At 39.8% G+C, this 15,784-nt stretch carries 13 protein-coding genes; 10 read left to right on the top strand and 3 right to left on the bottom strand.

Going from position 1 to position 15,784, the window contains the following annotated elements:
• Positions 1-19 precede the first annotated feature (19 nt).
• Positions 20-829 (top strand): rhamnulose-1-phosphate aldolase, encoded by an 810-nt coding sequence (gene rhaD / locus QZL88_RS14325; RefSeq protein WP_296942161.1) that lies wholly within the window; start codon positions 20-22, stop codon positions 827-829.
• Positions 830-964: 135 nt separating this feature from the next.
• Here the strand turns inward: rhaD and QZL88_RS14320 are convergent, their stop codons facing one another.
• Positions 965-3,253 carry a TonB-dependent receptor gene (locus QZL88_RS14320; protein WP_296942159.1) on the bottom strand — a complete coding sequence of 763 codons (2,289 nt, stop codon included), beginning with the start codon at positions 3,251-3,253 and terminating at the stop codon, positions 965-967.
• Between the two features lie 285 nt (positions 3,254-3,538).
• Here QZL88_RS14320 and QZL88_RS14315 point away from each other — a divergent pair, with 285 nt between their 5' ends.
• The 5 genes from QZL88_RS14315 (at position 3,539) to fabG (ending at position 10,121) form a co-directional block, all read left to right on the top strand.
• On the top strand, positions 3,539-4,510 hold the full coding sequence (locus QZL88_RS14315) for a helix-turn-helix domain-containing protein (RefSeq protein ID WP_296942157.1): 972 nt from the start codon (positions 3,539-3,541) through the stop codon (positions 4,508-4,510).
• 376 nt (positions 4,511-4,886) lie between these two features.
• Positions 4,887-6,077 carry a glycoside hydrolase family 76 protein gene (locus tag QZL88_RS14310; protein WP_296942155.1) on the top strand — a complete coding sequence of 397 codons (1,191 nt, stop codon included), beginning with the start codon at positions 4,887-4,889 and terminating at the stop codon, positions 6,075-6,077.
• A gap of 108 nt (positions 6,078-6,185) precedes the next feature.
• Complete coding sequence (locus tag QZL88_RS14305) at positions 6,186-8,138, top strand: glycoside hydrolase family 97 protein (protein WP_296942153.1); 1,953 nt, start codon at positions 6,186-6,188, stop codon at positions 8,136-8,138.
• Between the two features lie 607 nt (positions 8,139-8,745).
• Positions 8,746-9,336: a TetR/AcrR family transcriptional regulator gene (locus tag QZL88_RS14300; protein ID WP_006801063.1), complete on the top strand. Its 591-nt coding sequence runs from the start codon at positions 8,746-8,748 to the stop codon at positions 9,334-9,336.
• 38 nt (positions 9,337-9,374) lie between these two features.
• On the top strand, positions 9,375-10,121 hold the full coding sequence (gene fabG / locus QZL88_RS14295) for a 3-oxoacyl-[acyl-carrier-protein] reductase (protein WP_296942151.1): 747 nt from the start codon (positions 9,375-9,377) through the stop codon (positions 10,119-10,121).
• 56 nt (positions 10,122-10,177) lie between these two features.
• Here fabG and rlmH read toward each other — a convergent pair whose 3' ends face one another.
• Entirely contained in the window at positions 10,178-10,651 is a 474-nt protein-coding gene (rlmH, locus tag QZL88_RS14290; RefSeq protein WP_296942149.1) for a 23S rRNA (pseudouridine(1915)-N(3))-methyltransferase RlmH, read from the bottom strand.
• A 32-nt stretch (positions 10,652-10,683) separates the two neighbouring features.
• On the bottom strand, positions 10,684-11,523 hold the full coding sequence (locus QZL88_RS14285; RefSeq protein WP_296942147.1) for a sugar phosphate isomerase/epimerase: 840 nt from the start codon (positions 11,521-11,523) through the stop codon (positions 10,684-10,686).
• 172 nt (positions 11,524-11,695) lie between these two features.
• On the opposite strand from QZL88_RS14285, the gene QZL88_RS14280 reads away from it, so the two are divergent.
• From QZL88_RS14280 to QZL88_RS14265, 4 genes are all read left to right on the top strand, one after another.
• Positions 11,696-12,562, top strand: a complete 867-nt coding sequence (locus QZL88_RS14280) for a nucleoside phosphorylase (RefSeq protein ID WP_296942145.1) — start codon at positions 11,696-11,698, stop codon at positions 12,560-12,562.
• Positions 12,563-12,633: 71 nt separating this feature from the next.
• The gene (locus tag QZL88_RS14275) at positions 12,634-13,218 is read left to right on the top strand and encodes an ElyC/SanA/YdcF family protein (protein WP_296942142.1); all 585 of its coding nucleotides are present in this window, start codon (positions 12,634-12,636) and stop codon (positions 13,216-13,218) included.
• Positions 13,219-13,251: 33 nt separating this feature from the next.
• Complete coding sequence (locus QZL88_RS14270) at positions 13,252-14,400, top strand: porin (protein WP_296942140.1); 1,149 nt, start codon at positions 13,252-13,254, stop codon at positions 14,398-14,400.
• Positions 14,401-14,411: 11 nt separating this feature from the next.
• Positions 14,412-15,644 (top strand): prolyl oligopeptidase family serine peptidase, encoded by a 1,233-nt coding sequence (locus tag QZL88_RS14265; protein WP_296942138.1) that lies wholly within the window; start codon positions 14,412-14,414, stop codon positions 15,642-15,644.
• The last annotated feature ends 140 nt before the right edge of the window (positions 15,645-15,784 follow it).

Here is a 15,784-nt window from a genome sequence, read left to right as displayed (position 1 = left end):
CTAACAGCTTAAAGAAAATATGAAATCTATATTAGATAATCGCCCCGAACTCACCAAACGGGTAAATGAAGTGGCCGAAGTAGCCGGTTACCTGTGGCAAAAGGGATGGGCTGAACGGAATGGTGGAAATATCACGATCAATATCACCGATTTGGTAGATGATGAAATACGGAATATGAAGCCAATCAGCGAAGTAGTGCAGATAGGAAAACCCCTTCCGCATCTCAAAGGCTGCTATTTCTTCTGCAAAGGTACAAACAGGCGTATGCGCGACCTTGCTCGCTGGCCAATGAAGAATGCATCCGTTATACGGATTCTCGACGATTGTGCGAGCTATGTGATAATAGCGGATAATCCTGTGAAGCCCACATCTGAACTCCCGTCACATTTATCGATGCACAATTATCAGATAGGAATAGGGTCGGGATATAAAGCGGCATTGCATACGCATCCTATCGACCTGATAGCGATGACTCATAACCCTGCTTTCCTCGAAAAGGATAAACTTACCTACCTGCTTTGGAGTATGATTCCCGAAACACGGGCGTTCTGCCCAAAAGGCTTGGGTATCATCCCTTACAAAATGCCTAGCTCGATGGAACTGGCAGATGCCACGGTGGAAATGCTGAAAGACTACGATGTGGTGATGTGGGAAAAGCACGGGGTTTGCTCTGTCAGTGAAAACATTATGGAGGCTTTCGACATGGTAGATACCTTATCCAAATCGGCACAGATTTACCTGACAGCCAAATCGATGGGATTCGAGCCGGAAGGTACTTCGATGAAGGATATGGAAGCGTTGAAAGTCGCGTTCAACCTGCCGAAGTAAAAGTAATTCTCCAGAATCTTGTCATTCTGAACAGAGTGAAGAATCTCTTATTTAGGTTCGGGATTCTTCACTCTGTTCAGAATGACATTAAAAATTGTACTCTAATCTGATTTCCGTTTTAGTACGGGAAATAACCTATAATGCTATTTTCAGCGACGCCCCCCAGCGCATAGGCTTCCCTTTCTGTGCAAAATAGTCGCCCATAGATTCGAACAAGAACGTATTATAATCCCTGTCGAGGATATTCTTTCCCCATATTTCGAGTGTAAATATACTCTTATCCAAAGCCAAATGAGCATTTAGCGTGCCGTAGAAGCCTTGCGACATATTATTGTCCTCTGCCCAATATACCTTGCCTACTCCTGCAAAATTGGTATCGAATGTAATCTTATCCAGAATTGTATTATGTTTGAAATCATATGAAATACTGCCCCCTATGCTGAATGTAGAGCTTGGAGCAAAAGGAATATGGTTTCCTGTATAATCGTGGATAACAGTCCCCTCTTTGTCCCTTACTTTATAATCTTTGAAAGTAGCATCAGCTAATCCATAGCTTGCATAAAGATAAAAGCCATTGCACGGACGGGCCTTTATCCCTACTTCCAGTCCTTTGCTCTCTGCCTTACCTGCATTGCTTACCATACGCCCGCCCCCGGTTTTTATAAACTGGGTGATCTGTACATCGCGTACATCCATATAGTACAAGGCAACATTGGCGGATAAAGTATTGCTGATTATATCAGTCTGTCCTCCCAGTTCGTAATTCCAGCTATATTCAGGGTCATATGAGATACGCTCATTTATCGGAGTACCTTCTTCCGAGGGTTGGCTTCCCGGCATACTGTTTTTCATCTTTGCCTCAAGTGCCTCTTGCAGTAAATCTGCAAATATCTGGATATTGTGTCCACCAGCTTTATAACCTCTGGATGCCGAAGCATACACATATGAGCTCGGGTTGAACTGGTATTTCAACACTCCCTTAGGTAGCAATTCCAAATAATCGGAAGACGAACTACCTACTACTGCTGTATCCACCCTGTGCGACATAACAGGTCTGCCCGGCCCAGTATTAATATCAAATCCGGCAGAGGTATAGGCATTATAATCCAGTTTTGTCTTTTCATAATCGAGACGTAAACCCAATGTGGCAGAGAAGCCTTTTAGTCCGAACAGGTTATTGAATGTCGATTGATGAAAGGCTGCCAATCCATAGATAGGACGTTTGTACTGTCCATTCAGGTCAATCTGATTATCGGTAAAAGTAATGGGTGCCCCTGCGTTTGTCAGTGGGTCTTGCAGAAAACGCTTTATCCCGTCTTTCATCATGTATACGGGAGGCGTGTTGTGCAGATAATCGTAAAAACCATATCCGCCGAACGACCACTGATAATCGGATGCACTCACAGACTTAACCGTTACTTCCTGACTCAATGAGTTCTGACGTTGCCGTTGATTGATCTGAAAAAGGGACAAAGGTGTATAATCCTGATCCATATTCATTTCGTCATTCAGGTATTGATATCCGGTTGTGGAATTTATCTCGTAGTTGTTACCTGTATATTTCAGAGCCAGTCCGTTTGTTACCAGCCTACGCTTGTAGTAGCCTTCCGAATCGTAATTTATATCCCCTGTGGCTACATTCGCATAGGGGAAAGCCCCCTGATCTACATAATCGAAGCTCAGACTGTAATTCAAAGAAAGACGTGAGGTTATATCCCATACAAACTTGGCACGTCCTCCTGCATTTTTAAGGTCATCGGCCTTTTTGCCTGTATATAAATTTGTGAAATATCCGTTATCCTGCCTGTAATATGCTCCGGCAGAAAAGCCCATTTTGCTATTTAACCTCTGATAATGGGACGCATTGGCGGTAAACAAGCCATAATTTCCTCTACCTATCTTCACACTCGTGCCTTCATATGTCAATGGTGAATAGGTATAGATATTCATAATACCACCCATTGCATTGCGGCCATAGAGTGTACCCTGTGTACCCCTAAGCACCTCTATCCGCTGTATATCGAATAATTCGGCATCGAAAGATGTCGTATTAAAATACGGAATATTATCCACATACATACTCACCGTCTGATCTCCTGACCGTGCGCCTATTCCCCGTATATAAACAGGTGCAGTCATTTTAGAGCCATAATCGGCAGCAAAATAGTTAGGCACAATAGCGCTCAGATCCTTCAAGGAGTGTACCTGTAATGCATCCAGATTCTTTGGAGAGAAAACCGAAACTGCGGCCGGCAATGATTTCAGGCTGTTGGTTTCTTTCGTCGTGGAAAGTATAACTATGTCATTTTTTAACTCTGTATATAATGTATCTTTTGGCAATTCGCCCTTTGCAAAAGCCGGAATTACAGATACAAATAACAACATTATCAACAATGTATTTTTCATATAGGAATATTGTCTCATAAATTATATTTATTGGAATGCACAAAGTAATATATTCTCTTTATTTCCAACAATCACTAGATGTAGTGATTTAATACAGTCTCAATAGAAAATCCCCTGTGTTCATCTACTCTTCATGCATGATTTTTTTGAAAAACAAATGGTTCTCAGTATAAATAAATTCATGAATTTTCTACATCTTTGTTTATACAATATATAATAGAGTTTTTAATCGATCCATTTATTTCAACGACTCACAAAACATTTTATCCGAAAAGGGGTTATTATCTCATACAAGAAGACATTATGAAGAATATATTACTGAGCGACAAACTAATCGCTGCTATACAAGACTATATGCCTGAAAATCAAAAAGCAGTTCCATTCCTGATGGATATACTGGATATAAGCAGAGAATCTGCCTATCGCAGAGTGAGAGGGGATATACCGCTCACATTGGAAGAAGCTGCAATAATATCTGCCAAACTTGGACTTTCGCTCGACGAATTAGTAGGACAAAATAGCAAAGAACGTGCTTTTTTTGATCTGAATGTAAGTAAGACTCTTGAAGCTACAGAATCATATTCCCAGATAATAAATAATATCAACAACATTTACGAAAAAATACGAAAAGCAAAGTCCTCTGAAGTAATTATTGCAAATAACAGAGTATCTATCGTTCTGACAGCGAATTATGAATATATCAAAAAATTCAGGTATTTCAAATGGATACACCAAACACATAATGTGCCTCTCAATTTCTACTTTTCGGAATTAGAAGTCCCATCCCAACTAAATGCAGACTACAAAAAATACGCATATAACTACCTAAGGATGAACAATATTACTCTAATCATAGATAAGAATGTATTTTCATCTTTAATAGACGAAATGTTATATTATTATAGAAGAAACCTGATAGATAAAGAGGAATTGAAAGCAATGCAGGAAGAGTTGCGACAAATAGTAAACGAACTGGAGCAGATATTACAAACCGGGACAAACAAGGCTGGCGTAAATATGCTTATTTACCTATCAGCCCTAAATATCGAATCTAATTATTCCTATCTTGAATACGACGGTAATGTGTGCTCACAGTTCTGGGTATATACAGTAAACCCGATAATGGTATTCAATCACGAAGCCTGCGCCATCCAGAAAAAATGGCTCGAATCGTTAATGAAATATTCTACTCTGATAACAAAGTCAAACGAACTTCTACAGGCAGAATTCCTGAATACCCAAAGAGAGTATATAGAGGCAATGATCTCTGACTGAAAAGATGTACAAGAAAACAATACAACAAAAGAAACTATCTCGCAGCAAGACCTTTACGGCTCATCAAACTCCATATCTACAGACATAACAGGAATAGATCTTACAAAAACATTCTTTTGCAGATATCACATAATTTTAGTATTATTGCAAGCTATTTGTCATTATCGTGCTTATCTGTTTATATATTTATTGGCATGTATATTTTGCAAATAAGTGCCCGAAAATTAACGATTAACATTTAATACCTAGCTTGGGCCGGTTTCGGTTTTATAGCATTGTTTCACCTTTGTATAAGAAATAGGATCAAACCAATATCGTATCCTTAGATATGCAAAACCTTTGGAACAGAATATTTCAACAAACAAAAATAAGGTAAATGAAAAGGACATCCATTTTTTTTAGTTTAATTATCAGCATCTGTGCCTTTAGCAATTGCAGTAAAAAAGAAGTATCAAATCTCTCCTCTAATAAGGAAAGAGCCCGAATTACACTCGATTCCCTTTATCAGAATTATTCGGCTCCGAATACCAATCTGCTACGGGAAAATTATCCGTTCGATGCAGCATACACTGCTACATATCTGGCTTCTTCAGAACAAGCCAATCCCCTCAATCAATATTCTTATCTGTGGCCCTATTCCGGTACATTCTCCGCCGTAAATGCACTATTTGAAGCAACAGAAGACAAAAAATACCAACAAATACTGGACACAAAAGTGCTTCCGGGACTGGAAGAGTATTTTGATCTGAAACGGACTCCTCCGGGATATGCTTCCTATATCAATACCGCTCCTCAGTCGGACCGTTTTTACGATGATAATGTATGGCTGGGTATTGACTTTACAGACACTTATATGATGACCAATGAGCCTAAATACCTTGACAAGGCAAAACTGATCTGGACTTTTGTAGCCAGTGGTATCGACGATAAACTCGAGGGCGGCATCTATTGGTGCGAACAGAAAAAAGAATCAAAAAACACTTGTTCGAATGCCCCGGGTTCTGTCTTTGCGTTGAAGCTTTTCGAAGCCACAAAAGACAGTACATATTTCCACTTGGGAAAAGACTTGTATGACTGGACCAAAAAGCACCTACAGGATACATCAGATTATCTTTACTATGACAACGTGAGGCTGGATGGAAAAATAGGCGAAGCCAAATATGCCTACAACAGCGGGCAGATGATGCAATCTGCAGCACTCTTGTACAAGTTTACCAAAGATGAAACCTACCTCTCCGAGGCACAGAATATAGCCAAATCATGCTACAATCACTTCTTTACCGATTTTACCTCACCGGAGGGAGAACAATTCAGATTACTGAAGAAAGGCGATGTGTGGTTTATAGCCGTTATGCTAAGAGGTTTTATAGAACTATATCATCTGGATAACAACAAGACCTATATAGACGCCTTCGACAAGAACCTGGACTATGCATGGACACATACCCGCGACAATAACGGACTCTTCAATACCGACTGGAGCGGAGAGAAAAAGGATAACAAAAAATGGTTATTAACACAGGCTGCCATGGTGGAAATGTATGCGCGGATAGGTGCTATAAAATAATTAAGAATGAATAATTAAGAATAAAGAGTGGTGTGAATGGCATACAACTTATAATTCTTAATTTATAACTTATAACTCAATAACACACCTTAAAATTTAACGACCTGAATGAAAAAAATCTTATTCACAGTTTTATTGATAAACTGCTTCGCATTGTACTTGCATGCGCAGAAACAAACGGAACTGCCGTCTCCGAACGGAGAGCTCAAGGTATCATTAAATATATCCGATAAGATATATTATGATATTTCTTATAATAATGATGTATTGCTAAAAGATAATTATCTGCAATTAAACCTTGGAAACGAAATGCTGGGACAGAATCCCAAACTATCGAATCAGAAACGGGCGCAGGTAAAATCGGAAAGCAAACCTGTTGTTCCATTGAAATTTTCAACGGTAAAGGATGAGTATAACCAACTTTTGCTCACATTCAAGGGTGATTACTCAGTTGAATTCCGTGCCTACAATGATGGGATCGCTTATCGTTTTATCACAAATAAAAAAACGGAAGTAGAAGTATTAGGTGAAGACTTCGTTGTAAACTTCCCAGCAGACTATCTGTTGCACCTGCAACAGCCGGGCAGTTTCAAGACTGCATATGAAGAGCCCTATACACACATCGAAAGCAAAGACTGGAAAGCTTCGGATAAGATGTCGGTACTCCCTGTATTGATAGATACAAAGAAGCAATACAAGATACTTATCTCGGAATCTGATCTGTCCGATTATCCATGCCTGTTTCTTAAAAGCACTGGAAATAACGGTATACAGTCTGTATTCCCGAAAGTCCCTCTCGAATTTGGTGACGATGGAGACCGCAGTGTAAAGCTTCTCAAAGAAGCTGATTATATAGCCAAGACCTCCGGAAAAAGAAATTACCCGTGGCGCTATTTTGTGATAACAAAAGACGACAAGCAACTGATGGAAAATACCATGACATACAATCTTGCGACTAAAAGTCAATTGCAAGACGTATCGTGGATAAAGCCCGGACAGGTAAGCTGGGAATGGTGGAACGATGCATCGCCTTATGGTCCGGATGTAAATTTTGTAGCGGGCTACAATCTGGATACATACAAATATTATATAGATTTCGCTTCCAAGTTTGGTATCCCTTATATTATTATGGATGAAGGATGGGCTATGAGTACCCGAGATCCTTACACACCTAATCCGAAAGTAGATGTACATGAACTGATCCGCTACGGAAAAGAAAAGAATGTAGGTATCGTACTCTGGCTTACGTGGCTGGTTGTAGAAAACAACTTTGAGATATTCAAGACATTTCAGGAATGGGGTGTAAAAGGTGTGAAGATCGATTTCATGGACAGGAGTGACCAATGGATGGTAAACTATTACGAAAGAGTGGCTAAAGAGGCGGCAAAATACAATATCCTTGTCGACTTTCATGGCTCTTTCAAACCGGCCGGACTGGAATATAAATATCCGAACGTACTCTCTTACGAGGGTGTAAGGGGTATGGAGCAAATGGGCGGCTGCACACCTGACAACAGTGTCTTTTTTCCGTTTATGCGTAATGCTGTAGGACCTATGGATTATACTCCGGGAGCTATGATCAGCATGCAACCGAATGTATATTGCGGAAACAGGCCGAATTCTGCCAGTATAGGGACACGCGCCTATCAGCTGGCGCTATTCGTTATCTTCGAAAGCGGGCTGCAGATGTTAGCCGATAATCCTACTTTGTACTACCGCAATGAGGATTGTACGAAGTTCATCACACAGGTACCTACCACATGGGACGAAACTAAAGCCTTAGCAGCGCAGGTAGGAGAATACGCGATCGTAGCTAAACGCAAAGGAGACAAATGGTATATCGGCGGTATGACTAACAATAAAGAAACCTCCCGTGAATTTGAACTTGACCTGAGCTTTCTCAACAATGGTAAAACGTATACAATGACGTCTTTTGAGGATGGCATCAATGCGGGACGCCAGGCAATGGATTATCGTAAGAAATCATCAAGCATAAAATCAGGAGACAAAATAAAGATCAGCATGGCAAGAAACGGAGGCTTTGCTGCCGTTATAGAATAAGATTTTAAAACAAAGAGCAGTTAATCTTTTATTATTTACGATAGATAACCTCAGGCCTTTGGCTTGAGGTTATTTGTATAAAATCGGGAGTTCTTTATCTATACATTGCGGGCTTTTAGTTGCCGGAGTTCTTTGAAGTATTGACCAGCCCCTAGCCCACGAAGAGGGAAAGAATGAAGAAGAATCAAAAAGCAGAAAAGACTGTTACCTTTGTTACCTTTTTGAGAATTCATGTAGGGGCAATCCCTTATGGCTGCCCAGTTGTCGCATAATGGGCAGGCACAAGGCCTGCCCCTACAAGAATGGAAAAAGTGTTACATGTGTTACTTTTTAACAAGTAATGAGTTTTAAACAATAAGTAATAAGTTGAGAACTGCATTTCGGTTTACTGCTAACTGTAAATAGTGTTACCTTTGTTACCTTTTGCAAATACATGGCAAGCAAAAGAATTCTTAATTGTTTCCTGTTACCTTTTCCAGCATAGGCGATCAGATTCCATTTTCTCACATTTCCGAAGAAAAACTGATAAAAACATCTAAAATCTTATATATTCAATATTTTTATGCTAAATTTGCACACTTAGAATATTTGTGTGCAGTTTTGATATATGGCCATAAACAAAACCCGAAATATATTAATTGACGTAGCTCGTCAACTATTCGCAAAACTGGGTGTGGATAACACAACCATGAATGATATTGCTGTGGCTTCGCATAAAGGCCGCCGTACATTATATACATACTTCAACAACAAGAATGAAGTCTACCAGGCAGTACTGGAAACAGAGCTTGACCAGATGTATCATGCCCTGCAATCGGTAGCGAGCAAGAAACTTCCTGCCGACGAAAAGCTCCTTCTTTTCTTTTATACCCGGTTCGATGCTGTAAAAAACGTTGTAGTGAGAAATGGTACGCTAAAAGCCGACTTTTTCCGCGACATATGGCGCGTACAGAATGTTCGCAAATCATTCGACATAAAAGAAATTCAGGTACTTAACGACATACTGACCAAAGGTGTAGAAGAGGGGACTTTCGAGATGCCCGATACACAGGCTACCGCCGAGATACTTCACCATGCACTGAAAGGATTGGAGGTCCCATACATAAGAGGGCAAATAAGAGCGGAGAGCCTGAAAACAGAATCTCAGCGCGAAAATATCGCCTATCTGATATTCGAAGGAATCAAAAAGAAAAAATAAGAATCAACTGAATTTATATTTAATTTACATTTTAAATTATGAAATTACTTGAAGGTAAAACCGCTGTCATTACAGGTGCAGCCCGCGGCATAGGTAAAGCCATTGCCCTAAAATATGCAGAACAAGGTGCAAATGTTGCATTCACCGACTTAGCGATAGATGATAACGCCAAAGCAACAGAAGCAGAAATTGCTGCTTACGGAGTGAAAGCTAAAGGATATGCATCTAATGCTGCAAACTTCGAAGATACACATAAAGTGGTAGAAGAAATATTGAAAGACTTTGGAAAGATCGATATCCTTGTAAACAACGCAGGTATCACCCGCGACGGCCTGATGATGCGTATGAGCGAACAACAATGGGATATGGTTATCAATATCAACCTGAAATCGGCATTTAACTTCATCCATGCCATTACTCCTATTATGATGAAACAGAAAGGCGGCAGCATTATCAATATGAGCTCAGTTGTAGGTCTTTCAGGTAATGCAGGACAAACCAACTATTCTGCGTCTAAAGCCGGTATGATCGGATTAGCTAAATCGATAGCAAAAGAGGTAGGTTCGAGAGGTATCCGTGCCAACTGTATCTGCCCGGGATTCATCATTACAGAAATGACAGGTGTATTATCTGACGAAGTAAAACAAAAGTGGGCGGAACAAATCCCATTGCGTCGCGGTGGTACTCCGGAAGATGTGGCTAATGTAGCTGTATTCTTAGGATCTGACCTTTCTTCGTATGTTAGCGGACAGGCTATTCCTGTTTGCGGTGGTATGAATATGTAAGATTTATATCTATATAAGGAGACGGGTTCAACTTATAGCTGAACCCGTTCTTATTTTTATTCATGATGATAGGGCTCATTATTCAAAATTGTCATAGCCCTATATAGCTGCTCTACAAATATCAGCCTCACCATCTGGTGCGAGAAAGTCATCCGCGAAAGGGTTAGCTTTTCATTCGCCTTATTATACACACTTTGTGAAAAACCGTAAGGACCACCAATCAGAAAGACAAGCCGCTTGGCTACAGTATGTGTCTTCTTTTCAATGTAGGTTGCGAATTGCACGGACGTGTATTCTTTTCCCTTATCGTCCAGTAAGACCAGATAATCACCCGCTTGCAGGTTTCTGAGGATAAGTTCACCCTCTTTTTCTTTCTGTTGATCGGCAGTAAGGCTCTTCGTATTCTTTATATCAGGTATAACCTGTATCTCGAAAGGAATATAGTGCTCGAGCCGTTTCTGATACTCACCGACCGCATCGATAAAATAGCCGGCATCAGTTTTGCCTATGACAAGAAGGGTAATTTTCATTAGAATAGTTTTAGCCTGCAAAAATAAGAATTTTACTTCGTAGCATCTATCACACCTCTAAAATAACCGATAGATTCAGCGATACCCGCCAAAGGAGTTTTCATATTACGTTCATACTCCAGACTACAAGCTCCATCGTATTTTACCTCGCGAAGCATACGCACAAATGCCGGAATATCTATAACACCACGCCCTATTTCACCAGTCTTCCCTTCTTTACTGGCAGCAGTCGTATTCTTCATATGAATATCAAACACACGATCTTTATACTTCTTCAGATCGGCGATAGGATCTTGTCCGTCGCGGGCATCGTGGCCAATATCGAGACACATACCAATACGCGGGTCAAGATCTTTTACATTTTCATAAATATCCGTTGCATTCGGATATAATTTGATATCAGGGCCATGCAGATGAATGGCATATTTGAAGTCATACTCTTTCACTTTCTGGTCAACATAGGGCAATACCTCATGATTAGGAACACCGACAATTAGCTTCACTCCTACCCGTCTGGCATAATCGAAAGCGCGGTCTACTTCCTCTTTCGTTTTCATATAGATAGGCCCTACGGCATATCCGGTAACATCGTGGGCTGCCAGTTTCGCATGAAAAGCTGCAATCTCCTCATCGGTACTGGCTAGAGGCAGATGAAAGTCTTTAATGCAGAGATAATGGACATCCACTTCCTGCATCATCTTCAATGTCTCATCCAGATTGAAGTTAACAAAAGTATAGCCAGCAATGGCAACTTTGAACAGTTCCCCGTCATCCCTTAAATTTCGTCCCGGTTCTTTTGCATACAAGCTGCTACCGGAAAGGAATATGCAACTGCAAATGATTGATAAAAATACACTTAGTTCTCTTTTCATGGTTATTATCATTTAATATTAAATCTATCTATAAGGAAAGAATAACTCTTGAGTATCTCACAAAGTTAAAAATAAAATCAGACTTGTTAACTCTTTACTTTATATCGTTTACAATCTCTCTGATGGACAAAATTCTATATCTTTGCATTTCAAAACACTAAATGGATAAATTATGCGTGTAATACCTGATTCAGAATTGATTATCAACAGCGACGGCAGTGTATTCCATCTTCACGTAAAACCGGAACAATTATCAGATAAGATAATAATGATGGGCGATCCTGAAAGAGTTACCCTCACAGCTTCGTTTTTCGACACTATAGAATGCAATATACAAAGCCGCGAGTTCCATACTATCACCGGGACTTATAAAGGCAAACGCATAACAGCCATATCACACGGCATTGGACCTGACAATATCGATATTGTTCTCACAGAACTGGACGCCTTAGCCAATGTGGACTTCAATACCCGTGAAGTAAAGAAAGACTTCAAGCAACTGACAATGGTGCGTGTAGGTACATCAGGCGGTCTGCAACCGCATTGCCCGATAGGTTCTTATGTAGTCGCGGCCAAATCGATAGGGTTTGATGGCGTACTAAACTACTATGACGGACGAAACAGCATTACATTGAACGACTTTGAAGCGGCATTCAAAGAACATGTAGGTTGGAATCCTCAACATTGTGCGCCTTATGTGATCAAAGCGGATGAAAGCCTTGTGGAACAGGTGGGACATGATATGATAAAAGGTGTGACTATCTCAGCTATCGGCTTTTATGGCCCGCAAGGGCGGCATGTGCGCATACCTTTGGCGAATCCCGATCTGAACAGCAAGATAGAAACATTCCGCTTCGGGGAAGATATGATAACCAACTATGAGATGGAAAGTGCTCCGTTAGCAGGATTAGGCCGATTGATGGGACATCGCGCCATAACTGTATGTACAATCATAGCTAACCGCCTGGCCGGTAAATCAAACGCTAATTATAAAGGTTCGATAGAAGATTTAATCAAAAAAGTACTAGACCGCATTTAATGAAGCCTTACACGAAAAAGAAATTAACCAAAGTTTTGTTGATAATACTTATACCTCTAATAATTATCGGATTGGCAATTCTATTTGCTAACTGGAAAATCCCCCATGACACCAAAGATTATGTTTATAATAACACTGATAGCATTCCTGCACAAAAGGCTGCATTAGTATTGGGAGCAGCCAGATATATAGGAGGACGCCAGAATTTATACTTTACATACCGCATCCGGGCTGCCAAAGAGCTATACGATGCCGGAAAGGTAAAAGCTTTTGTCGTAAGTGGAGATAATAGTACAAAAGACTACAATGAAGCTCAGGATATGCATGATGCTTTAGTCGAAGCCGGAGTACCCGGAGACATTATATATATGGACTACGCAGGGCTGCGCACACTAGACTCAGTAGTGAGAATGAGTGAGATATTCGGACAAAAATCTTTCATCATCGTATCTCAGGAGTTTCATAACGAAAGGGCTATATTCCTTGCTCAATATTACGGATTGGAGGCATATGGATACAATGCAAAAGACATTGATCTGAACCGCTTTTCGTACCGCACTAAAATAAGGGAATTATTTGCACGGGTAAAGGTCTTTGTCGACATCATTACGGGCAAAGGGCCAAAATATCTTGGCGAACCAATAAACATCAATTAATTTTTATAAACAATAAACCATTCAAAAGACTTTATGAAGAAACTGCTACTTGTACTCTCTTTATTTACAGCATGCTCTTTGACTTACTCACAAGATTCGAACAGTGAACTTCTAAAAAAATTAGTAGAGAAGAATATACTCACACAAGATGAAGCCGATTCATTGCAGGTATCATCAAATAAGAATACACAGAATAGTTCGTTTTCCCAATCCGTAGAAAAAATAAGACAGGCTTTTAATACCCCATATATGCAGTTCGGGGGATATGGCTTATTAATGTATAAATATAGTGATGTAAACAAAGTAAAGCACGACCTGAGTACCAGAGTCGTTTTCCTGCATATGCAAGGGCAAATCTTCAAAGATCTCAAGTACTTTGTAATGATGGAATTTGTGAATCCTACACTCACCGAATATTATGTCGACTGGACTCCTTCCAGCAGTTTTAATCTTAGGGTAGGACAAATGAAAACACCTTTTTCTCTCGAGAATCAATTTTCTCTTACTGCCCTGGAGTCAATCACCAATACGCGTTCCGTCTCAGCATTTTCGGGCATGGGTGACGATGTTTTAAAATTACAAAACAACAGAAATAACATCGGACGCGACATGGGTATTAAAGCATCCGGCAGCCTTATCAATACCGGTACTCACGATTTTCTCGAATACGGGCTCGGTATATATCAAGGAACAGGCCTCGTTACGAATGAAACAAACAACTCGAAAGATCTTACGGCTAATATTATGTTGCAACCTGTAAAAGGATTCCGTATAGGCGGTGGTGGATATTTTGGCGAAGCTACGTATATAAAGGCAGGAGATAGTGAAAGAAACGACCATGTGCGAAACCGTTGGATCATCAGTTCAGATTATAAAAACGACAGGTTATATGCACGCGCCGAATGGATAAAAGCCAATGATGGAGGTATTGCCAAAGAGGGTATCCACGGTGTGGGACTATGGTACTTTATACCCGAAAAGTTAAATGCATTCGCAAAAATTGATTATCTGAATCAGAATAAAGAGATTAATAACGAAGTGATGGATTATACTCTAGGCATAAATTATTACTTTTACAAATCGTGTCGTTTCCAACTCAACTATACCTATTCCGATTATTCATCTAAATGGAATGCTCCAAATTCGAATGTTGTTTTAGGACAGATGCAAATTGTATTCTAAAATATACGCTGATGAAGAACTTTATAAGCAGACTCATTCCTTGTTTTCTTTTATCATTACTAATAATATCTTGTAATATAAATAGCCAATCATCACTGATAAAAAGTGAGAAAACAATAAGGACAATAAAGGCTGATGTTATCAGAGAAAATTACAGACAATACCTAAAAAACAGACTGAAAGTATCAGATTCTGTTTTAACAGATGAATTACGAAAGATAAAATATGATATCACTTTCACAAAGGTAACATATGAGGCAACAGACCCGTTCGGAGAAACAACGATTTTGTCGGGGCTTATCGGCTATCCGGTTTTACCTGCCGAAGAGAGAGATAAACAATTAAGCATTGTCTCTATCCAGCATGGAACACTGTTTGCTGAGTCGGACGCCCCATCCTTTAACAAATTTAAAGATGCCACTACTTTAAAAGATGCTTTAAGCCTTATCCCTCCTACCCACGAAAATGGGTATATTATAGTAGTTCCCGACTATTTCGGTTATGGTGCAGACGAAAAAGACATGCATTATTACGAAGTAAGATCATCATTGGCAGAAGCCACACGGAAGCTAATCGAAGCTGTCCCATCATTTGCACAGGATAAGTCTTTGCATATCAATCCTACTAAGCTGTTTCTTTTCGGTTATTCCGAAGGCGGCTTTGCTACAATGTCGACACTGAAATCGTTCAGTGAAAATCCGGATAATTTTACCGATATAGTAACTGTTGCCGGAGCGGGAGCTTATGATAAAGTAGAAACAGCAACCCATGTAATCCAGCAAACATCCGGCGACTCGCCTAATTTCACAGCATCCTATTTATGGGTGTTGCTTACATATGACAAAGTATATAATATAAACCGAAACTTAAGCCAGTTGGTACAACCGGAGATGGAACCTGTTGTAAAAAAATATGCCGAAACAGACAAGATCATGCAGGCGCAGAAAATCCCATCAGCTCCTTCAAAAGCATTTAATCCTACTTTTGTGAAAGGTATTACTGAAAAAACTGATGAAGCTTTTATAAAAGCTTTGGTTGACAATGATGTAAGTGACTTCGAAGCAAAAGGAACCGTAGTCCTTGTTCATGGAACAAAAGACACATGGGTACCGACTTTCAATACAGAATTAGCATATGACCGTTTACAAAAAAGAGGAGTAAATGTCAGCACTCATTATTTTGAAGGAGGTACACATTCTACTACTTATCCTATCTTTGTCCTCAAAGCGTTAAAGAGCTTATAATCTGACTAAAAAGACCTGCTAGATTAGAATTTCTGAAATAGGAAAGTCTATTCAGGCTGTTAAGATTAATGATAAGTTTTTAATTATATAGAAACTGACTATATGAAATTCTATTGTATCTGAATTTCACATTTAGCGTT

It is taken from the genome of uncultured Dysgonomonas sp., assembly GCF_900079725.1.
Lineage (GTDB): Bacteria > Bacteroidota > Bacteroidia > Bacteroidales > Dysgonomonadaceae > Dysgonomonas.
The sequence above is the reverse complement of the archived record's forward strand: the minus strand, read 5'-3'. Positions and strand labels throughout refer to the sequence as shown.